The 17,961-nt window shown below is 42.4% G+C and carries 30 protein-coding genes and 1 other RNA gene; 26 read left to right on the top strand and 5 right to left on the bottom strand.

Going from position 1 to position 17,961, the window contains the following annotated elements; translation table 11 throughout:
- Window positions 1–111: 111 nt before the first annotated feature.
- Window positions 112–492 (top strand): type II toxin-antitoxin system YafO family toxin, encoded by a 381-nt coding sequence (locus C505_RS21755; RefSeq protein WP_026317819.1) that lies wholly within the window; start codon window positions 112–114, stop codon window positions 490–492.
- A gap of 8 nt (window positions 493–500) precedes the next feature.
- Window positions 501–782: a hypothetical protein gene (locus C505_RS21750; protein WP_018691994.1), complete on the top strand. Its 282-nt coding sequence runs from the start codon at window positions 501–503 to the stop codon at window positions 780–782.
- Between the two features lie 607 nt (window positions 783–1,389).
- On the opposite strand, the gene C505_RS0107555 is transcribed toward C505_RS21750, so the two are convergent.
- Window positions 1,390–2,379, bottom strand: a complete 990-nt coding sequence (locus tag C505_RS0107555; RefSeq protein ID WP_245556339.1) for a phage integrase — start codon at window positions 2,377–2,379, stop codon at window positions 1,390–1,392.
- 86 nt (window positions 2,380–2,465) lie between these two features.
- Here C505_RS0107555 and C505_RS24255 point away from each other — a divergent pair, with 86 nt between their 5' ends.
- Complete coding sequence (locus C505_RS24255) at window positions 2,466–2,627, top strand: hypothetical protein (RefSeq protein WP_018691992.1); 162 nt, start codon at window positions 2,466–2,468, stop codon at window positions 2,625–2,627.
- A 786-nt stretch (window positions 2,628–3,413) separates the two neighbouring features.
- Here C505_RS24255 and C505_RS0107535 read toward each other — a convergent pair.
- A complete protein-coding gene (locus C505_RS0107535; protein WP_018691989.1) occupies window positions 3,414–3,842 on the bottom strand; it encodes a helix-turn-helix domain-containing protein in 429 nt (142 codons plus the stop codon).
- Window positions 3,843–4,036: 194 nt separating this feature from the next.
- Here C505_RS0107535 and C505_RS0107530 point away from each other — a divergent pair, with 194 nt between their 5' ends.
- The 9 genes from C505_RS0107530 to C505_RS0107490 are packed head-to-tail and all read left to right on the top strand — an operon-like array spanning window position 4,037 to window position 8,875.
- Window positions 4,037–4,282 (top strand): Cox family DNA-binding protein, encoded by a 246-nt coding sequence (locus C505_RS0107530; RefSeq protein ID WP_018691988.1) that lies wholly within the window; start codon window positions 4,037–4,039, stop codon window positions 4,280–4,282.
- A gap of 20 nt (window positions 4,283–4,302) precedes the next feature.
- The gene (locus tag C505_RS0107525; protein WP_018691987.1) at window positions 4,303–4,677 is read left to right on the top strand and encodes a hypothetical protein; all 375 of its coding nucleotides are present in this window, start codon (window positions 4,303–4,305) and stop codon (window positions 4,675–4,677) included.
- Complete coding sequence (locus C505_RS0107520) at window positions 4,674–5,000, top strand: hypothetical protein (RefSeq protein WP_018691986.1); 327 nt, start codon at window positions 4,674–4,676, stop codon at window positions 4,998–5,000. Before C505_RS0107525 ends, C505_RS0107520 begins: the two co-directional genes overlap by 4 nt.
- On the top strand, window positions 4,997–5,326 hold the full coding sequence (locus tag C505_RS0107515) for a hypothetical protein (RefSeq protein ID WP_018691985.1): 330 nt from the start codon (window positions 4,997–4,999) through the stop codon (window positions 5,324–5,326). The genes C505_RS0107520 and C505_RS0107515 overlap by 4 nt, the downstream gene beginning before the upstream one ends.
- The gene (locus tag C505_RS23550) at window positions 5,319–7,010 is read left to right on the top strand and encodes a rolling circle replication-associated protein (protein WP_018691984.1); all 1,692 of its coding nucleotides are present in this window, start codon (window positions 5,319–5,321) and stop codon (window positions 7,008–7,010) included. Before C505_RS0107515 ends, C505_RS23550 begins: the two co-directional genes overlap by 8 nt.
- Entirely contained in the window at window positions 7,003–7,185 is a 183-nt protein-coding gene (locus C505_RS0107505; protein WP_018691983.1) for a hypothetical protein, read from the top strand. Before C505_RS23550 ends, C505_RS0107505 begins: the two co-directional genes overlap by 8 nt.
- On the top strand, window positions 7,182–7,691 hold the full coding sequence (locus C505_RS23545; protein ID WP_018691982.1) for a hypothetical protein: 510 nt from the start codon (window positions 7,182–7,184) through the stop codon (window positions 7,689–7,691). The genes C505_RS0107505 and C505_RS23545 overlap by 4 nt, the downstream gene beginning before the upstream one ends.
- A 25-nt stretch (window positions 7,692–7,716) precedes the next feature.
- Window positions 7,717–8,220, top strand: coding sequence for a hypothetical protein (locus C505_RS0107495; protein ID WP_245556338.1), 504 nt, complete (start codon window positions 7,717–7,719; stop codon window positions 8,218–8,220).
- Complete coding sequence (locus tag C505_RS0107490) at window positions 8,207–8,875, top strand: hypothetical protein (RefSeq protein WP_018691980.1); 669 nt, start codon at window positions 8,207–8,209, stop codon at window positions 8,873–8,875. The genes C505_RS0107495 and C505_RS0107490 overlap by 14 nt, the downstream gene beginning before the upstream one ends.
- Before the next feature lie 9 nt (window positions 8,876–8,884).
- Here C505_RS0107490 and C505_RS0107485 read toward each other — a convergent pair whose 3' ends face one another.
- Window positions 8,885–9,751: a DUF2971 domain-containing protein gene (locus C505_RS0107485; protein ID WP_018691979.1), complete on the bottom strand. Its 867-nt coding sequence runs from the start codon at window positions 9,749–9,751 to the stop codon at window positions 8,885–8,887.
- 197 nt (window positions 9,752–9,948) lie between these two features.
- Here C505_RS0107485 and C505_RS0107480 point away from each other — a divergent pair, with 197 nt between their 5' ends.
- From C505_RS0107480 to C505_RS0107415, 14 genes are all read left to right on the top strand, one after another.
- A complete protein-coding gene (locus C505_RS0107480) occupies window positions 9,949–10,131 on the top strand; it encodes a hypothetical protein (protein ID WP_018691978.1) in 183 nt (60 codons plus the stop codon).
- Window positions 10,132–10,134: 3 nt separating this feature from the next.
- Window positions 10,135–10,605, top strand: coding sequence for a type II toxin-antitoxin system YafO family toxin (locus C505_RS0107475; protein WP_018691977.1), 471 nt, complete (start codon window positions 10,135–10,137; stop codon window positions 10,603–10,605).
- On the top strand, window positions 10,606–10,920 hold the full coding sequence (locus C505_RS23540; protein WP_018691976.1) for a hypothetical protein: 315 nt from the start codon (window positions 10,606–10,608) through the stop codon (window positions 10,918–10,920). It begins immediately after the preceding gene.
- A 192-nt stretch (window positions 10,921–11,112) separates the two neighbouring features.
- Window positions 11,113–11,238 carry a hypothetical protein gene (locus C505_RS24835; protein ID WP_018691975.1) on the top strand — a complete coding sequence of 42 codons (126 nt, stop codon included), beginning with the start codon at window positions 11,113–11,115 and terminating at the stop codon, window positions 11,236–11,238.
- Window positions 11,239–11,332: 94 nt separating this feature from the next.
- Window positions 11,333–12,145: a major capsid protein P2 gene (locus C505_RS0107460; RefSeq protein WP_018691973.1), complete on the top strand. Its 813-nt coding sequence runs from the start codon at window positions 11,333–11,335 to the stop codon at window positions 12,143–12,145.
- A gap of 8 nt (window positions 12,146–12,153) precedes the next feature.
- Window positions 12,154–12,441 carry a hypothetical protein gene (locus tag C505_RS0107455; protein WP_018691972.1) on the top strand — a complete coding sequence of 96 codons (288 nt, stop codon included), beginning with the start codon at window positions 12,154–12,156 and terminating at the stop codon, window positions 12,439–12,441.
- Window positions 12,442–12,443: 2 nt separating this feature from the next.
- Complete coding sequence (locus C505_RS24830) at window positions 12,444–12,575, top strand: hypothetical protein (protein WP_281167116.1); 132 nt, start codon at window positions 12,444–12,446, stop codon at window positions 12,573–12,575.
- An 85-nt stretch (window positions 12,576–12,660) separates the two neighbouring features.
- Complete coding sequence (locus tag C505_RS24250; RefSeq protein ID WP_018691970.1) at window positions 12,661–12,828, top strand: hypothetical protein; 168 nt, start codon at window positions 12,661–12,663, stop codon at window positions 12,826–12,828.
- Between the two features lies 1 nt (window position 12,829).
- Complete coding sequence (locus C505_RS0107440) at window positions 12,830–13,528, top strand: hypothetical protein (protein WP_018691969.1); 699 nt, start codon at window positions 12,830–12,832, stop codon at window positions 13,526–13,528.
- On the top strand, window positions 13,528–14,334 hold the full coding sequence (locus C505_RS0107435; protein WP_026317817.1) for a hypothetical protein: 807 nt from the start codon (window positions 13,528–13,530) through the stop codon (window positions 14,332–14,334). Before C505_RS0107440 ends, C505_RS0107435 begins: the two co-directional genes overlap by 1 nt.
- Window positions 14,331–14,993: a hypothetical protein gene (locus C505_RS0107430; protein ID WP_018691967.1), complete on the top strand. Its 663-nt coding sequence runs from the start codon at window positions 14,331–14,333 to the stop codon at window positions 14,991–14,993. The genes C505_RS0107435 and C505_RS0107430 overlap by 4 nt, the downstream gene beginning before the upstream one ends.
- An 11-nt stretch (window positions 14,994–15,004) precedes the next feature.
- Window positions 15,005–15,328: a hypothetical protein gene (locus C505_RS21730; protein ID WP_018691966.1), complete on the top strand. Its 324-nt coding sequence runs from the start codon at window positions 15,005–15,007 to the stop codon at window positions 15,326–15,328.
- Between the two features lie 50 nt (window positions 15,329–15,378).
- The gene (locus C505_RS0107420; RefSeq protein WP_040439587.1) at window positions 15,379–15,780 is read left to right on the top strand and encodes a structural protein P5; all 402 of its coding nucleotides are present in this window, start codon (window positions 15,379–15,381) and stop codon (window positions 15,778–15,780) included.
- Window positions 15,781–15,855: 75 nt separating this feature from the next.
- On the top strand, window positions 15,856–16,029 hold the full coding sequence (locus C505_RS0107415) for a hypothetical protein (RefSeq protein ID WP_211215061.1): 174 nt from the start codon (window positions 15,856–15,858) through the stop codon (window positions 16,027–16,029).
- A 131-nt stretch (window positions 16,030–16,160) separates the two neighbouring features.
- On the opposite strand, the gene ssrA is transcribed toward C505_RS0107415, so the two are convergent.
- Window positions 16,161–16,514, bottom strand: a transfer-messenger RNA (tmRNA) gene (gene ssrA, locus C505_RS24030).
- 186 nt (window positions 16,515–16,700) lie between these two features.
- Complete coding sequence (gene ald, locus C505_RS0107410; protein WP_018691963.1) at window positions 16,701–17,825, bottom strand: alanine dehydrogenase; 1,125 nt, start codon at window positions 17,823–17,825, stop codon at window positions 16,701–16,703.
- Between the last annotated feature and the right edge of the window lie 136 nt (window positions 17,826–17,961).

Genomic DNA, 17,961 nt, shown 5'->3' with positions numbered 1-17,961 from the left:
TTCAGTGGATCTATTTCTGGTGATTTCAGTGGTGATACTTTATGATTTGCCATGTGGTGTTTCTCTTTGTTGACTATTGATTTGTCAGATCAATCAACAGATTAGCACCACATTCTTTTTCTCACCTCATACACCAGAAATCATCATAGCTCTGCACAAGAATTTAAAAAGTATAAACAAGGAGGGTATCAACCTGAAATTTTTGGCAAAGATGTCACATTCGACTTTCCTTCGCATGTTGTGATGTCAGAATTACAACATGTCCATATTAAAGATGAAAGTGCTAGAAAAGACTGGGATAAATGGATGTTAAAGTCAGTTCCATTACGATGCACTAGTAATACAGCCCTTATTTATAGCAATGGATTTTTTCATAAGGATTATTATTTGCTGATCGCACTTGTAAAAGAAGCGCATGAGCTTTACCGTGAGAAGCAATGGGTTTTAAGTCGATTTGCGGATATTGCTGAAAAATTCCGTAGTAAGTTTTAGAGAAAATTATGAGCATTCAAATTGATTGGAATAAAGGTACTCCAGAGAATCCAGGGTATTATTTTGTAGCATTCAAAGCGGGGCCAGCTGCTGGATATTTTGACTTTCTTGAGTGGGATGGTGAAAGATGGGATACGAATACTGTTGGAGAGGTTATTGGCTTTATCCCTGCGCTTGAATTAAAGAAGTACATAAATATTGCATGGCCTGAACCAGATCCCGAAACTGGCTATAAAAAAGAATCCTTCCCTGATGATGAAGAAGATAGCTGGGAAGAGTTTACCGACTAAAGCGCCTCCGGGTGCTTTTTTTATGCCTGAAAAAAGTCGGAATTCACCAATTTTTTCATAGGAAAAAACTCTCAATTTAAACCTATAGGTTTACCCCCCCATTGACGGAAGCCGAAACGGTTTTGTTCAATTTCCCTCGTCAGCAACGAACACCACGAGGGGACAATGAAAACACATCACACATTGATGATTACGCCGGTTGTCGCCCTCGGTGGTTTCGGCTGTCAAATAACATAGATGAAGTAGATGATGCAACTGATTGAGGGAAAACAGATAATCTAAAGAGTGAGTAAGGTAAGGCGTGAATTTTTGTTGTGTGTGTCGCCAATTCGTCGCCACTTTGGTGTTTGTATGGTTAGTTTTGGTAGATAGGGAACCCCCATCCCGGGGGTTTAACCTATTGAGGTATAAGGCTTTTTAAAGTGGTGGAGCTGGGGGGATTTGAACCCCCGTCCGAAAAACCTAGATTCTTTTTGAAGCCCCTATTTCCGGGCTATCAGTAATAAACATTGGACACTGGGAAACACAAAATAACACTGGAAAATATAAATGGGACACTTTGTGGACACTCGATATTTTGAGATTTCTGAGAAAATCCAAAAATTTTCTATAAGTTTTTTAGATGCGAAATTGGGTTCAATTTTACAGCTTCATCCATATGACTCGGGGCAAAATGAGCATAGCGCATCGTATCTTTGATATCAGCATGACCAAGGATCTCTTTGAGGACCAAAATATTACCCCCATTCATCATAAAATGACTTGCAAATGTATGTCTTAAGACATGAGAGCATTGACCATCAGGTAATTCAATGCCTGACCTATCAACAGCCCTTTCAAATGCTTTCCGGCAATTAGAAAAAAGCCTTCCTCTCTTTTTGGGGAGTTCATTGTAAAGAGATTTTGATATTGGAATTGTTCTGTTCTTTTTCCCTTTAGTCTTGGTCAAAGTAACGCGATAATTCCCATTACCACCATGAAATTGACTACCTGAAATTTGCTCGATTTCGCTCCATCTTGCCCCAACAGAAATACATACTTTAGCAACCAAATATACGTCTGGATTTAGGCTGTTTTTGAGTTCCCTGAACAGCGTTTTAATATCTTCTTCCATCAAGAAAGCAAGTTCAGTTTCTTGTAGCTTGAGCTGTTTAACGGTTGCTATCGGGTTAGGGTAATTGAGTTCACCAAGTTCAATCAGACGGTTGAACATTGAGCGTAAATGGCTTAATTCAATATTGGCAGTTTTTGGAGCAATTTTATCTTCATCCATGCGTTTTGTACGAAACTCAACGTAATCAGTAGGTGTGATAGAGTGCGCGATAGGGTCTTCTAACCCTTCACAAATGATATTGAGTTTGTTTCTTACTCTATCAGGATCAGTAAGGTTCTTGCCGTGTAATTCATACCAACGTTCAATCAAGGTAGATAGGTGTCTGTTGTCCTGCTTTTCTGCAATCCAAGGCTTTTCTTGGGCCTCAGCAATAATGTGATTTAGAAATCGTTGCGCTTCGTGTCGCGTAATAAATATCTTTCTGATTCTTTTGTTGTGTCTTCCCCAGGGACGGCAATCGACTCTAAATTTTCCACTTTCCAATTTCGTGATCATCATTCTTCCTCTTGAAACAGATCCTTGATTCAGGCAAATTAAAATACCTCATTTAGTACCAGAAGGAAAAAGGAATGAAAAAAGTTATTTTATTTGTACTACTTAGTGTGTCTGTTTCAGTCCAGGCGGAAGATAAGGATAAAAAGATTGATGACAGTTGGATTGATAAATTCATTGTGAAACCGCTAATTGGTGGTGGGGTCGTTGCTAACCCAAATGAAAAAAAAGCGAGTTAGCATCATATGCTGATTAGCCCAGACTTTGCTAAGTTCTTAAGCTTGCTTCCCATAGCAGGCTTTTTTTTCGCTACCATCGTTAACTTTATTCGCAAAGGAGATGAAAAAGCATCGTTGCTGATCACAAGTACAATTCTGTTTGTTTCATATTCAATAGGTGTATTTAGTTACTACTTTTATCAGGATTTTTTGCATGCTGATGTGACTTTTATTGCCGAGAATGTTTATTCATTGTGGTTTAGATATTCGGCTTTTATGATCATCACGATTTTTTTGGCCCATGTGACTTTAAGAGTAAAACACAGTGACGTTACATCACTGAATTATTACTTTTTGGCTCTAAATGCAGTTCTGCACTTAATCATGGAAATTAAGATTAATGTATTAAAAACATCAGGATATTCATTCTTTGATTTGATTTACTCAATATCTATCAATGTGATAGATATTCTTATGGTTATCACTTTGGTGTTTAACCTAGAAGTAATAAAAATCATAAGAGTGAAGTTATGGAAGTACTCTTCAACATACAATTCTTAGTTATATCGTTACTTATCGTTTTCTTTCATCGGAAGTTTGATCAAATTATCCATAGAAAAAGGAGTGAAAGTACGGCTCAAGGTTTGATAGAGCTATGGGTGAAAATAAAGCAATGCAATCCCTTGGATAGGGATGAAAAGATGGAGAATTTTGAAAGTAAGGTGCAAGAATATCTGGGAACTGAAAGTAGTTCTCAGAGCAACATAATTCAATTCCCAAAAAAGAAATAACCCCGCTTAGCGGGGTTTAGTCAGATGTGCCATTCAGATCATCAGGCATAGATTCTGGTTTAAGAATATCACCTTGTTTTTGAACACGTTTAACCACCATTCGACCCAGAGCTACTTTTTGAGTTTTATCAAACTTATCCGTTATCCCTAGTTCAAAAGCAGTTGATAAAGACTCCCAAACTGCGTATTCAAGCTTATCGTTTGTGGTGACCACATGTGTCTGAGGTTTATCCCCTAAAATCAACCAGTCAAGAGAAACACCTTTTTGCTGAGCGGTATAAATACATTCTTTTACTGGGATCGTTTCTCGTCTTATCCAATTAGAAATAGCAGTTCTATTCAAATTTAGAATTGATGCAAGCTCCTGATATTCCTTAACTTTCCATGTTTCACACATGCGAGAAACAATTTCTTTAGTAGAAATTTGAATATTTTCAGTTGTCATATTGTAACTTTGGATCTAGTATAGTTACCACTTGAAACTACTGGAAACCATAGTCACGTATGGTAACCATTTTGTGGTAGAAGTTATTAAACGTAAAACAAATATAGTAATTATTGCAGTACATAGTACATGAAATTAACCGATTCAATGAATAAAAAGCATTTCAGAATCGAAAATAAGACAAGGAATGACATATGAAAAGCGCAATAGTTCTCAATTTGCAATCTCCAATCATGACAATCGAGAAATATGCAGAGTTGATGGGGACAACTGTAGTAGCAGTCAATGCAATGATCCGAAGAGGGAAAGTTCCAGTTTATCAGCCAGCAGTTAACCCAGGGGAAAACCCAGAGCGGTGTACTAAGTACGTCAACATGCTGGCGCTTACCGTAGAAGCTGCAAACGCAGCAAATATAAATATTTCAGTTCAATCCCGCTAACTAGCCCAAGGAGAAATCACATGGGTAATGTCGTTACTTTATTTTCAGAAACGAAAGCGGGCTATCAACCCGCTATTGAACGTTTGCCGGAACACCTCCGCAATATCGAAAACCACAAAATGACGAGCCGTCATTACCGTATCACTATGTTGCAGCTCGAATTTAATCAAAGCTGGGCTGAGTTGTCGCCACGTAACAAGAAGGTTTTGTTTCGATTGGCAAGCACCAAGCCAACTGATGAATTACTAGTGGCAGACTTTCATACATTCTCACCAGATTTAAAGCTGAGATTGCGCGAAGCAATCATTGAAGTAATAGAGCTTGGACTTGTGTATGTGAACTCAGCAACAGTCGCAACAGAAGAACAATTTCGTTATGTGTGGGGGATTGAATGATGAGCAAAGACAATAACGGTGAACTTGAATTCAAATTTAGTACATGTGAAAGATGCGGTGGTGATTGGCTTTTAGAGCGCTCACTTTACCTTGAACCATTTCAGTGGCTTTGTTTTGAATGCGCTACTGATGAACATTTAATACAACCGACAACACAATACTACAGACGTGCAGCAAAGGCCGAAGTGAAATATGGCTGTACTGAATATCACATGATTTCATCACTTTATATTTCTAGATTACGGGCTTGTTTAAAGCTCTATCAGGATGGAGATCAAGAAAGTGCGGTGAGAGCGATTCAAGAGTGGGGGATTGAAGTATGAGAAAGTTGCCTCCTGTTTACGATTTATACGATGATCCAATCCCTTGCGAGCAATGCGATTCAAGAAATCATGTCTGTATTCGGCAATATTTCCAAAAGGAGCAGCAGTTATGCTCCAAATGTTCTTCCCAAGAGCATATCAAACAACCAACAACGAATTATTACAACAAAGTAGTAAGTGCTTCCGATAGTACAAAGTCAGAGATCAACAGTGTTTCCCAACTTTATATTTCTCGCCTCAACGAAATCATCAAACAATATCAGCTTGGGAATATCAAATGTGCGAGCCTGCTAATAGCTAGATGGGGGATCCTACTGGATGATTAGTCTTGGAGATAAATTCTTTGAAGAACTTCGCACTTACTTACGCTTTTCTAAATTCCCTCAAAAACCAATTACCTACTCATTATCCCGAGAGACAAAATTCTACCTTCGAAAAGAGTCCGCGCAACTTGAAAGAGTGGGTTTTATTCATCGCAGATCAACCGCGTTAGCGCGTCACGAACGTGACGAACTAGATAGGCTAGTCAAAAGGTCGCAAAGTCGGACACAGGTTTCAGAAGAAGAAAAACCAGCAATTCCATATGGTACATCTTGCTTTGTGGCTTACCCCGGAGAAAAAAAGCTAGCGAATAGAACAAAGTATATCGAGCATGATGAAAATGCAGATCTTCGAAATAATTTGCAGGAAATAATCCGAAGAGCAAAGAAGCAAGATGGCGAGGAAGGTAGTAAGGAAAATAACGAGGTAGATATTTATCGTCCGATAAGTTGCCGTTTCCAACACCGTCAATGGAATGGTGAGTATCGTTTTTTGGTTCATTTCACGCCATCACCGGGGATCAAACCACCATCAAGCTTCGGCAACCGAGTCACTGAAAAGCTAGGAAGTAAAAGCGTCACTAAAATTATTGAGTCCAGCGCATATGTTCAAATGAAACGTGGTGGTTATACAACATTTCTTACTCCTACCTTTGATGAAAAAACACGAGAGAAATTAGCGAATGGGGAATTAACCATTGGAAAGGCTATTTCACGTTTAATGGATGGGCTAAAAAAAATGCGTCAACGTGGTTGGATTACAAACGGAGAATGTGGATCAAGAGAGTACCCTTGGGGTGAAGTCGAATGCATCGGTGAACCTGTTGTTATACCAGGAGACGATTCACCATTCGATTATATATGGGTGGCAGAAGCACCAGAAAATGAGAAAGGGGAATCAAATCCACATTGTCACATTTTGATGCGTTGGAAAGTTGAACCTAAGTATTTTTACCAATGGGCATATCGTATTGAGCGGCTATGGAGTCATGGCTTTGCCAAAATCGAACGGATCAGAAATGAAAATGCAGCAGGTAGCTACATCTTAAAAGCTGTTGGCTATACCACAAAAGGAAATGAAGAAGGGCAAGGGAAAATTTATGGGAATCGCTACAACATTTCCCAGCCTGCGCGTGCTCCAGGTTGGGAAAATATTGCTTCATATGAAACGCAACATATGCTCAGCATCATTGCAGAAATAAAAGCAGGTATGCAAAAAGAAAAAGGAAAAATATATGCATTACAACGAGAACGAAAAAAGAAGCAAGAAGAATATAAACGAATAAAGGGGATCAAGAAAAATTCAACGGATAAGAAGTACAAGAGCATCCTAAAAAAGATGAGGGAGCGCATAGGAGCTCTGAATTTAGACATTCGCCAAAAGTGGACCGATATCCGGCAAAAACCTCGATGCTCTGATTATTGTATTACGTTTCCAAACAAGCAGAAATGTAACGAATTCATTCAATACGCTTGTGGCGCTCGCCATTGGTCATTGAAAGAGATCATCACTCAGTATGATGACGTTGACCACAAAGAAATTCACCAGGGTAATGACCAGATCACCCGAGATTCTGCCAATTTCTGGCAAGGCTATTGGAATGAAACCGTTAGATTTTTAGACCGATTTGATTCAATCGACCCATACCAACAATCACTAAATGAATTTGAGGAATTGCTAAATGGCTAGCGCACTGACTGAACAATATTACGCGACTAAATCAAAAATCAAAGCTGCACGAGCTGCAAATATGATGGAAATGAAATCGGCTGCACTGGATGCGATAGATGCAAGCACAGAACTGATTTATATGTTGGTAGAAGAGGTTGAAGCATTGAAAGAAGAAATCAAGGGGAACGCATGAGCAATATTAAAACAATAAAAACAGTCGATGGAACCTTTCCAGTTCGAGGAAGTAAAAACCCGATCCGCGGTGTGATCCGTTGCTTCGCATGTAATGAGGTCGCCTCGGTCCATGAGGCAAAGGGTAAGCGCAAGGGATTGTACTACCTGATTTGTGACAACTGCGGTACGGACCAATCACATGGAGCGGTTCGCCAGACAAAAATCAAAGACAATATGCACTCAAATATCGAAACGTTGGAACAGGCGGAAGCCGCAACAGAGAAGGAATTGATAGTGAACGCGAGTTCCTCTGAAGCGGCCGCCAATTCTTCAGATACTGCTGGTAAGACATGCAGTCAGTTGGACTCACTGCCTTCCGAAGAAGTGGGCATTATAGAGGAACAACCTGAACCGAAGATGAACCCAAAAGAAAAACAAGAAATAAATTCCAAAAGCTCAACCAAGCCCGTTATTTTCGCCTTAATCGGTGGTGTTTGTGGGGCTGTTTTGGGCTTAGTGGCTTAAATAAAAATCAAAGGAGAATATGACCATGACTCAAACCGCTGAAACCGCATTCGAACTCGGTTTAGAAGCCGAAAACGATACCGAAAATCAAACCGAAAGAGATCAGGAGGCAAGCGCTTTTGCTGCCTCCCTGGAAGACTTCGACCCAGAAGAGGCAATTAGCCAGCAGGAAGCCGCAAACGAAGCCGAAAAAGCTGAATCAAAAGCCATTGATGAAGGCTCAGAGGCTTTTGCATTTATGGCGATTAATACCTATGAATCAGTCCTTCAAATGGCTCACCCAGATTTCAAGCTGACTGATGAAGTCAAACAGAAAGCAATCGATAGCTATGGCCCAGTGATCAAAAAGTACGGACCGCAGCTCATGGCAACGATGGGGCAGTACCAAGCAGAGATCAGTGCAGGGTTATTTACTGCAACCTTGGCGGTTCAATCATACCAGCAGTTAAAGCAATTGAAGTTAGAAGAGCAACGCCAAGAAGCGGCTAACGATGATCAGAAGGAGCCGGAAACCAATGCAACCCATTAATGCCAACAACTCGCTTGATGCGCTCCACACGTTGTACGTTGCTGGAACTGGAGGCGGAAAAACAACAGCGGTTAAAAAACTTGGACCCAAGGCGACTGACCAAGTCGTTTTTTGGGACCCCCATCAAGACTATGAAGAGTTTCGCGGACGTAAGGTCCGCCGTTACACCTCATTCAAACGGTTCTTTCAAGCGCTCCACGCTGGCCGTAAGACGAAACAAGGATTTAAAATTGCACTGACAGTTGAAGAAACCCGTGAGAACTTCCTCAAATTCTGCGACATCGTCAAAACCCAAGGCGATGGAAAGCATTCCAAGCGCCTACATGTAGTCATTGAAGAATTACCCCAAGTAACTGAGGGAATAGGCAAAGAGAAAGGGGTTTACGGTTGGTTGATGACAGTGGGTCGAAAGTTTGGGTTTATAGTACATAGCATTGGTCAACGAACCACGGAGATGTCCAAAACAACCCTTTCACAAAGCCCTATCAAGTGGATTGGTATTCAAAACAGCAGGGCTGACGCAAAGCGCATGGCGGATGAGGCAGATATTACGATTGAGGATATTTTGGCTTTGCAGCCGTTACAGTATTTCTTAAAAAAGCCGGGAATAGGCAATTATTCGAGAGGTAAAATATCATTAACTAGAGGGGGGTAGCCCCTCTGTTTAGGGATTATATTTCGAGAATTCGAGAGACAATAGATTATTAGGATCTTTTGAAGTATTCCATAAGGAAACATGGCTCCAACCTTTTTCATCTAGGATTATTCTAACAAGCTCTTTATCCGAAGGCTCTGTGTTAATACCAAATACTACATGCTCTAGGTCGTCCTTAGCTAAAGATACAGACTTTCCAGGCTTATCAGCTGCAACATCAAACAGCATAAATCTATATTCACCTTCGTATTCCCAGTTTCTTGCTTTGATAAGAAAAACCCTTTCGGTAAACCACCTATAAGCATCATCATCAAGCTGATTCGATTTTTTTATTAGCAAATGATCATAGGCACCTTTTACCCCATCTAAGCCATAGTAGATTTGCCACACTTTAAAATAGGGATAATATGGTCGATTATTTTTACAATGACTTGATAGATTTTTTAAGTTGAATCCCAAGCAGATGCCTCTATGTTCATCAGCGTAGTGACTCCACATTAATGGCTCATTGATAGGGTCATAAACTTTTGGAGGACTTTGAAACTCAATTTTTCGGTTAACGCAAAATACAGCTCTATTTTCTAATTCGGAAATATAATTTTTATCGGAGGCTTGCAGGTTTTGAAAGTGATTCAAAATGTCACTATTTAGTTGGTTAATATCTTCCTGAGTTAAACCAAGTCTTTCTCTCAATTTTAATGAACTCCCTGCGATACCTGAGAGTACTTCATTAATTGTCAAACTTGAGTCAAAAGGATCGTTAAAAAACTTTGGTTTGGCAAACCAAAGTTCTTCTTTGTGAAGTATATCAATAGCCATTTTGGATGTGCGAAACTTCCAGAAAGTTGAATCAGGTGAACCTTGTCGAATTGCCATTCTATCCCCCAAATTAAAAAACAAACTCCAATTCCATACCTAATTAGAGTTTTTTTCTTTGCTTGTTTCAAGCAACCCTATTTAATTACCTCAATGTGCATTTGGCGTTTCAAAAGTTAATCCTTTTTACCTATATGAAATCAACTGGGTAACATGCGACGATCTGTAATGGAATTTATTAACAATGGAGCAATGCTATGACAAGGCAACCAAAAGCTGTAATCGTCAAAAAAGCCCCCAAATCAGAGCAAACCCCAACCTCAAAAGAATCAACGCTTGATCCAGTAAGTATTCAAATAGCAGCAATACGCATGGAAAGAGAATTGATGAACCCAAAGCACAACTCAAATCATATGGTAATTTATGAGGTTGAGGATTAAGCGATGCGCAGGGAAGACCTTAAAGTTTTTGTTCGCAGAGAGATATATGATTACCTTTCAAAAGAGCAAGTAAAAGAATTAACAAACGCTTTTAAAGAATATCAGGTGATAAAAGCAAATCCTGAAAAGTTAAAAGAAATTCCTGATTTATTAGGCAGAGACGTGCCTTACGAATTTCCATCAAATGTGTTTATGTCTGGATTAAGGCATCACCATATCAAAGATGATTCACCCAGTTGTACTCGAAGTTGGGCGGCAAGTAAAAGAACGATTGAACGCTCCAAGGACCCATCCCTTGAAGCAGTTATGATGTCTAGAGTAAGCGATACCGCTCTTGTATACTGTAGAGGGTACTCTGATCCAAATGCATTTCTATTTATTGGCGTTTATAAAGGTGCCCATGCCTTATATAAGAAACATACTTTTTTAGGGCAGTTAGCTGATATTGCTGATGACTTTAGAGGAAAATTTTAGGTGGAAAAAGGTCATATTAAAATTAATGAATGGAACAAGGGTGAACCAAGTGCACCGGGCGCTTACTTTGTTGCATACAAAATAGGTTTGGCTGGATTCTATGACATTATGTTGTGGGACGGTGAAAAGTGGTTAAAAAGTCATCCTGACTGGGATGTCATTGCTTTCATAGAAGCGATAAAACTCCGAGACTACTTGAATATTGATTGGCCTGAGCCTGAGTCTGAAGAACTTTATCCGAAGTCAGATGGCGAATATTTGAAAAAAGAAAAAGAGAAGTATGGTGAAGACCCCTGGGTTCTTGACGAAGATTAATAAAATGAAAGCACCTCCGGGTGCTTTTTTTATGCCTGAAAAAAGTATGAATTCACCAATTTTTTCATAAGAAAAAACTCTCAATTTAAACCTATAGGTTTCCAGAAGCCTATAGGTTTACCCCCCATTGACGGAAGCCGAAACGGTTTTGTTCAATTTCCCTCGTCAGCAACGAACCATACGAGGGAGACAATGACAGTCCAACACACACTATTAATCACACTGGTCGCCACCCTCGGTGGTTTCGTGGCTGTCAAAGCCATCAAATCAACATTTACCAAATCGGGAAAACCATCTCATGAACAAAACAATGATTAAAACGGCTGGTATTGCGGCCTTGGTTGCGGTGCTGGTCGTCTGGGCGTCAAACAACGTTGATGCTGTCGAAGACGCAATCGGTTAAGGAAATCACATGTTTAAGACACCAAAAAAACTAGATTCATTTGTCGGGCAAGGGTGGGGGCAAAAGGCATCCGTGAAGCTCCACAATGGACCGACTTACGAAGAAGTCCATCTTCACACCAATTTAAAGCCAAACGAGTTTTATATCACGGTTTCGCTCAATGGCGAGGATATCTACAAACTGACAGGCGACGAACTGGTCATGTTGGAGAGCTACAAAAACCATTTTGTGGAAGAGGGCGTGTATGTCATTCCGTTTGCGGATATCTCAGCCAAAACAAAAAACGGGGTGAATTACACCGGATTGGTGACACTGCCGACGGATAACATCCTGTTGGATATTCACATTACTGGACATGCTTCGACTGAGCGTCAGCAAGATCCGGTACAAATCTCAGGATTAGCTTACATGGGTGGCGCACAACCTCAGCGTATCTTTGTGCCGAAGTTCATTACCAGAACGATGCAGGCCGCGAACCAAGGTGAAAACGAATACAACGCACAAGGGGCAATCAACCGCACTGTGAAACGGATGTTTTTCAAGTCTGGCTTGATTGAAGAGATCAAAGTTGTTCGGGATAACCTGCAAATCTTTGAATGTACAGCGAAGCAGAATGCATTTATGCAAAAGCGCTTTAAGCGGATCCCACAAAAAGAAGTTTTCGTATTCGACCCTATTGTGACGGGGTTTGCACTGGATAACCGCTTTATGACCTTTTACGAAAGCCAACTGAAATTCACGGTGACGACATCTGATATCCCACACACTATCCCCATTCTGTTTGAAGAGGTGGTGCAAGTGGCTGATGTCCCGACCGCTTAGGGGGGTAAATGAGCTTCTTTGATGACATCAAGAACATCGGTCTGGATATGGCAGAAAATGCCGGAGAAGGGCTAAGAGAAGGTTTTTCAAACGGTGTTGATTCCTTGTTGGGTATTCGTGGCGCAGAAGTCACGAGTAACCCAGATACGCAAACCCGATTAGCGACAGGCCAAGACAGTGATGGCGCAACCATCGTTCCGATTGAAGACGGGATATCGTTGACAACCAATCAAATGCTGATGATCGGTGGCGGTGTGGTAGCCGTGCTTGCGCTGGTTCTGGTTGCGAGGGGGTAATGATGCCTTTGCTTCTTTTGCCATTGGTGGGGTTGGGCGGGTTTATGCTCGGCTCAACCACCAATGTAAGTTTTAACATTGTGCTGGCGCTGATGATTGCTGCGTACATGGCACACAAAATGGGGGCGTTTTAATGAGACGTAGACCGAAGAAAATCAAACTGGGTCGCATTGTTTCAGGCTCGAATCAAATCGTGGTTGTTCGACGGAGGAAGCGCAAATGATTGGGATGGATGGCGGTGCGTCACTCAGTTCCAATAGCTCAGCGAAAGGGGAAGTTTCGACGAAAGGTGATTGGAACTACAAATCATCAGGCATGGACTGGAAAATCTATGCCGCCCTGGGCGCGGCTGTGGTGGTTGCATTTCTTGTGATGGGGAGGAAATAACATGGGTTTATTTGGCGGTGGCAATAGCTCATCCAATCATCATGATAACCGTGTCATTAACGATGGTGAATTTGCGGGTAACTCGGGTGAGATCATCGCCAATGACGGGGACTACACCGCAGGAAATCGCAATACAGGGGAATATTCTGGCAACAGTGGCACCATCAATATCACCGATGGTGGTTCATTTAATATGGTCAGTGACTCGGTTCGTCATGCATTGCGTTACGGTGAAGAAATGTCCGGGAATGCGTTTCGCTTTGGTGAGACCGCTATCGGCGGCAATATTGATATTGCCCGGGATAGTATCAAGGGCAATACCGACTTATCTGAATCAGCGATTTCATCCATGGAAGAACTCGGCGGCTCTGCCCTAGATAACATGGCTGATATCACAGGGAAGTCTTTGGATACTTCTGAGCGTGTATTTCGTACCCTCACAGATGAGTTATCCGGTGCCTATGGCACGTTTGCGGAGAATTCCAGAGAGATGATGACGGATACCACAGGCTATCTGTCGAATCTGCAATCGGAGCAAACCCGTATCAACCGCGACAATATGGCGGCTATCACTTCTCTGGGTAAATCGGCACAAACGGGTGGTCAATCCATTATTGCCGAAAGTGCTGCCAAGATGACTTATGCATTGATGGCTGCGGTAGCGCTGATTGGTGTGGCCATGATGTTCAGGGGGTCATGATGAGACATAACATTCATTTGCCTGAAAATGGCACCAATCATGTGAATACGGATGGCGATTTTGTCCATGTGGAATCCGCACAATATGAATTCACCCTTCGTGCAGACAACAACACGTATACGCTGCGACAGGGCGACCAAATCAATATTGAGCGGTTCAAGGCGCTTGAATTCCATAACCACGGCCCAGCACAACAGATTGTGTTATTGGTCGGGCATGGTGAATTTAAACGTCAAAATGACGGACAAGCCGTGCATGTGTCTAACTTGCCCGCACAGCAAGCAGTGAAACAGTTTGGACGTTGGGATATGCATGTGTTAAGTCCTGTTGAGATCAGTAACTTTCCGCAACAGGCGGATGTGCAGCGTGTTCAGCAGGACACCCCTTGGCAAGTCGTGCAGACAGGCTCTTGGCAGGTGAGCCAGTTTGGAGAATGGAACATTGCAGTAACGAACTTCCCTGAGTCCTTTACGGTTGAGCAATCCGGGGTGTTCAAGGTTCAGCAGTCAGGTGCTTGGCAAGTTCGCCAATCGGGGCAATGGCAAGTCCATGTCACATCTGCGCAGAAGTACAAAGCGCACCCAACCAAAACGGGCCGCATCAGTATCCCGCAAAACACCAAGCGGAAGGAACTTCTTTTAAAGGCCAATCACATCAACCAGTCAGAAATCTGGGTAGGAAGTGGTATCGACAACGGCATTCCGCTTTTACCCGGAGAATCAATCGTGCTCACAACCACAGCAGCCATTGAGGCGTATGCAGTCAATGACACCGATAAACTACACATTGGAGAAACAACACTATGAGTTTTATTTCAAACCGCTCGGATATGAACCGTATCCAAGCCCTTGAGGATGCGATCAGAGCCTCCGCATTTAACGAAGTCCACGTCAGCCGAGACGGTGACGACGAACGCGGGGATGGTTCGGCGCTACGCCCATTTCGAACTGTTGGACGTGCGCTATCCATTCGCCAAACCCCTCAAAGCAACAAGCAACTGATGTTACGGATGAATATCATTCTTGGCAGTGGCCATCACTCATTTCATCAAACGGATGTGGCAACCGCACGCTTTAACCGTGGGGATATTGTGAATGTGATGGGTGAAGGCGAGATCATTTTAGGTGACCGGATGACACAACAAGAAAATGTGATTGTCGATTGCTGGGGCTGCGAACTCACGTTTATGGTTCCGGTCACTGCGAACTTGAAACACACTGCATCCGGGATCTTTAAGGCGAACAACGGTACAAGTATCTCTTTTTCTAAAGGACTGAACATTAAGGGGAGTAAGGCAGTTTCCATTGCGAAAATCGACTGGGGTCTTGGTTTCGTCAATGCCTACCGTGGACGGTTCACCGCAGAGAATGAAATGAACTTATTCAGCATTGCACCGGCAGCCCGAGGATTATTTGCCGCCGGTGGTGCCGTCCTTTCCAACATAAATAACAACTCGAATCTATAAAGGGGTGAGCCATGAGCGAACTGAAACCAGAACTTAACGAAGAGCCACGCTACTCGCTCACCGTTGGGGATCAAACCTACGCAGGATGTACAGAGCAGGAATTACAGGACTATGGTTGTTCAACGGAACAAATTAAAGAAGCGAAAAATAATTATTACAATGTGATCGCTTTTGACTATATCACCACCTATTACGAAGTATGGCGACAACTGACGCTTGGTCGGGTCGGGACAAGTGCACAAAAAACAAAGATGTATCATTTTATTGATGCGGTCCGTGATTGGTCGGAGCGTGATAACCCGACGCTAGAACAGCTTCACGCCATTCAACCATGAAAACCCAATTGATCATTGTGGCAGGTGCCGCATTCATAGGAGCAATTATCATGACAAGCATTCCAAGAAGTGTAAGAAACAACAATCCACTGAACATCCGTAAAACCAATGACCAGTGGGAAGGACAAAGCCCCGTGTCACAGGACGATGCGTTTGTAACGTTCCTCAATCCTGCTTACGGATTCAGAGCAGCCGCAAAGCTGATGACCAACTACAAGAACAAGTATGGCCTGAATACGATTGAACAAATCGTGACGCGCTGGGCGCCGCCGAGTGAAAATGATACAGCCTCGTATATTCGCCAAGTGTCCAAGCGTGTTGGGAAAGCCCCAGGGGAGCCGCTGAACTTTGAACAAGACTTGCCAAAACTCCTTGCAGCAATGGCGCATCATGAAGGGGGTGGAGACTTTTACGCAGAGCCTATCATCAAATTAGGGGTATCACTGGCATGATCATTCAAATGGTAATGAACATTGTTGGCGCAATTGTTAGCGCCTTCATCATTAAATTTGGTTTGGGGTGGTGATATGAACTTAACGCTAGAAACAATTTTAATGATCGTAGTTCAAATCAGTTCTGTAGGTGCAATGATTGTGGTCAATCGAAATGATATAAAGTGGATTAAAGAGTTACTAGCGGACCATGTAGTCAGGATCCGAGTCATTGAAGCGGGGAAAATGAATTTAGATGAAAATAAGTAATGTCAGAGAATGACAATTTTTTGGGGTTTTAAAATGAATGTGGGAGAGATGTGGACACTTTGGCTTTTTAGGGAGAATAGGGAACCCCCATCCCGGGGGCTTAACCTATTGAGGTATAAGGCTTTTTAATGTGGTGGAGCTGGGGGGATTTGAACCCCCGTCCGAAAAACCTAGACTCTCGGTCCTACATGCTTAGTCTTGTCTTTAAATTGATCTTAACGCTGCGGACAGACACGCCACGCTAAGACTAGCCCACTTGGTTTTAACGCTTTATCCCTGGGCGGGGCATCCACGCGATTCTATGTTAGGTGACCATCCAAATCCTGCGCCATAGAAAACGGTAGGCAGATGGCTAGCTGGATTTAAGCAGCTAGAGCGTAGTTTTCGTCGTTTGCGACTATTAGTTTGCGGCTTTTTACGAGGCCAACCGCCCCTCGACATGCACCTAAAGCTTCGTGAATCCCGTCGAATCCAAAATCAGCCCCAAAATACGTATTTCAGGTTGCCTTAGCTTTTCAAGCATTATAGGCCGAAAACTTTTGCGATATCAACTACAAATTCTGTGGTGAATACTGTTTGCACAAGGCTTAGACAAATTGAGTATGATTTACAGGCAAGTCTGGGGAGTGGATTGAGAAGGTGAAGATTCACCTTCTCAGGAATATACACTCTTATAAGTGGCGCTCAAGTGCTGTTCTTGGATCAACATAACCGAAGCCAAGTGCAGATGCGACACTTTCACATGTGATTTGACCTGCAATAACATTCAAACCATTGAGCAGGTGCTTGTCTTGCGCTAGTGCTTTTTTGTAGCCCAGATTGGCAAGCTTTAAAATGTATGGAAGCGTTGCATTGTTCAGTGCAAATGTAGATGTTCTTGGCACTGCGCCAGGCATGTTTGCAACACAGTAGTGAACGACATCATCAACAATATATGTGGGCTCAGCGTGAGTCGTTGCTTTCGATGTTTCGATACAGCCACCTTGGTCAATTGCGACATCAACGATTGCAGCGCCTGGCTTCATATTTCTGATATGCTCAGCAGTGACAAGCTTTGGTGCTGCTGCACCCGGGATTAATACACCACCGATAACTAAATCTGCTTCAAGAACGTGCTTTTCAAGTGCGTCAGAAGTTGAGTAAATTGCTTTGATCTTGCTGCCAAATTCAGCATCAAGCTTACGCAGAACGTCAATGCTTCGGTCAAGAACAACTACATCTGCGCCCATACCGACTGCCATTTGGGTTGCGTTACGGCCTACCATTCCGCCACCAATAACGACGACTTTTGCAGGCTCAACACCTGGAACGCCGCCAAGAAGCATACCGCGGCCATGGTTTGATTTTTCTAGTGCTTGTGCGCCAGCTTGGATAGACATGCGCCCAGCAACTTCAGACATTGGTGCAAGCAGTGGTAAGCCACCTTGATCGTCAGTGACAGTTTCGTAAGCAATACAAACCGCTTTGCTTTTAATCAAGTCTTCAGTTTGAGGAAGATCCGGTGCAAGGTGAAGATAAGTGAACAGGATTTGTCCTTCACGTAACATTGCTCTTTCAACCGCTTGTGGTTCTTTTACCTTCACAATCATCTCAGCAACGTCAAAGACTTCTTGCGCTGTTTGCAACACTTTTGCACCAACCGCTTGATAATCTTCGTCAGTGAAACCAATGCCAATGCCAGCGTTATGCTCAACATATACTTCATGGCCATGTGCAATTAACTCACGAACACTCGCCGGAACCATACCAACACGATACTCGTGGTTCTTAATTTCTTTTGGTACACCAATGATCATTCTTTGCCTCAAATCTCAAATTATTTATTTAGCATCATAAAAATCCAGTATAAAGTGATTTAAGCAGGATTAATCTCTTTTATTTGTGTCTTTACGAGATATAATTCTATCTATTTCCTTGTTGGTAACATAAAAC

The sequence above is a fragment of the Algicola sagamiensis DSM 14643 genome (assembly GCF_000374485.1).
In the GTDB taxonomy this organism is placed as follows: Bacteria; Pseudomonadota; Gammaproteobacteria; order Enterobacterales; family Alteromonadaceae; genus Algicola; species Algicola sagamiensis.
This window is presented reverse-complemented; position numbering and strand designations above follow the sequence as displayed.

Coding starts and splice junctions, on each gene's coding strand:
- C505_RS21750 (WP_018691994.1), top strand. CDS start 501: ATGAGCATTCAAATTGATTGGAATAAAGGTACTCCAGAGAATCCAGGG.
- C505_RS24255 (WP_018691992.1), top strand. CDS start 2,466: ATGAAAAAAGTTATTTTATTTGTACTACTTAGTGTGTCTGTTTCAGTC.
- C505_RS0107535 (WP_018691989.1), bottom strand. CDS start 3,842: ATGACAACTGAAAATATTCAAATTTCTACTAAAGAAATTGTTTCTCGC.
- C505_RS0107530 (WP_018691988.1), top strand. CDS start 4,037: ATGAAAAGCGCAATAGTTCTCAATTTGCAATCTCCAATCATGACAATC.
- C505_RS0107525 (WP_018691987.1), top strand. CDS start 4,303: ATGGGTAATGTCGTTACTTTATTTTCAGAAACGAAAGCGGGCTATCAA.
- C505_RS0107520 (WP_018691986.1), top strand. CDS start 4,674: ATGATGAGCAAAGACAATAACGGTGAACTTGAATTCAAATTTAGTACA.
- C505_RS0107515 (WP_018691985.1), top strand. CDS start 4,997: ATGAGAAAGTTGCCTCCTGTTTACGATTTATACGATGATCCAATCCCT.
- C505_RS23550 (WP_018691984.1), top strand. CDS start 5,319: ATGATTAGTCTTGGAGATAAATTCTTTGAAGAACTTCGCACTTACTTA.
- C505_RS0107505 (WP_018691983.1), top strand. CDS start 7,003: ATGGCTAGCGCACTGACTGAACAATATTACGCGACTAAATCAAAAATC.
- C505_RS23545 (WP_018691982.1), top strand. CDS start 7,182: ATGAGCAATATTAAAACAATAAAAACAGTCGATGGAACCTTTCCAGTT.
- C505_RS0107495 (WP_245556338.1), top strand. CDS start 7,717: ATGACTCAAACCGCTGAAACCGCATTCGAACTCGGTTTAGAAGCCGAA.
- C505_RS0107490 (WP_018691980.1), top strand. CDS start 8,207: ATGCAACCCATTAATGCCAACAACTCGCTTGATGCGCTCCACACGTTG.
- C505_RS0107485 (WP_018691979.1), bottom strand. CDS start 9,751: ATGGCAATTCGACAAGGTTCACCTGATTCAACTTTCTGGAAGTTTCGC.
- C505_RS0107480 (WP_018691978.1), top strand. CDS start 9,949: ATGACAAGGCAACCAAAAGCTGTAATCGTCAAAAAAGCCCCCAAATCA.
- C505_RS0107475 (WP_018691977.1), top strand. CDS start 10,135: ATGCGCAGGGAAGACCTTAAAGTTTTTGTTCGCAGAGAGATATATGAT.
- C505_RS24835 (WP_018691975.1), top strand. CDS start 11,113: ATGACAGTCCAACACACACTATTAATCACACTGGTCGCCACCCTCGGT.
- C505_RS0107460 (WP_018691973.1), top strand. CDS start 11,333: ATGTTTAAGACACCAAAAAAACTAGATTCATTTGTCGGGCAAGGGTGG.
- C505_RS0107455 (WP_018691972.1), top strand. CDS start 12,154: ATGAGCTTCTTTGATGACATCAAGAACATCGGTCTGGATATGGCAGAA.
- C505_RS24830 (WP_281167116.1), top strand. CDS start 12,444: ATGCCTTTGCTTCTTTTGCCATTGGTGGGGTTGGGCGGGTTTATGCTC.
- C505_RS24250 (WP_018691970.1), top strand. CDS start 12,661: ATGATTGGGATGGATGGCGGTGCGTCACTCAGTTCCAATAGCTCAGCG.
- C505_RS0107440 (WP_018691969.1), top strand. CDS start 12,830: ATGGGTTTATTTGGCGGTGGCAATAGCTCATCCAATCATCATGATAAC.
- C505_RS0107435 (WP_026317817.1), top strand. CDS start 13,528: ATGAGACATAACATTCATTTGCCTGAAAATGGCACCAATCATGTGAAT.
- C505_RS0107430 (WP_018691967.1), top strand. CDS start 14,331: ATGAGTTTTATTTCAAACCGCTCGGATATGAACCGTATCCAAGCCCTT.
- C505_RS21730 (WP_018691966.1), top strand. CDS start 15,005: ATGAGCGAACTGAAACCAGAACTTAACGAAGAGCCACGCTACTCGCTC.
- C505_RS0107420 (WP_040439587.1), top strand. CDS start 15,379: ATGACAAGCATTCCAAGAAGTGTAAGAAACAACAATCCACTGAACATC.
- C505_RS0107415 (WP_211215061.1), top strand. CDS start 15,856: ATGAACTTAACGCTAGAAACAATTTTAATGATCGTAGTTCAAATCAGT.
- ald (WP_018691963.1), bottom strand. CDS start 17,825: ATGATCATTGGTGTACCAAAAGAAATTAAGAACCACGAGTATCGTGTT.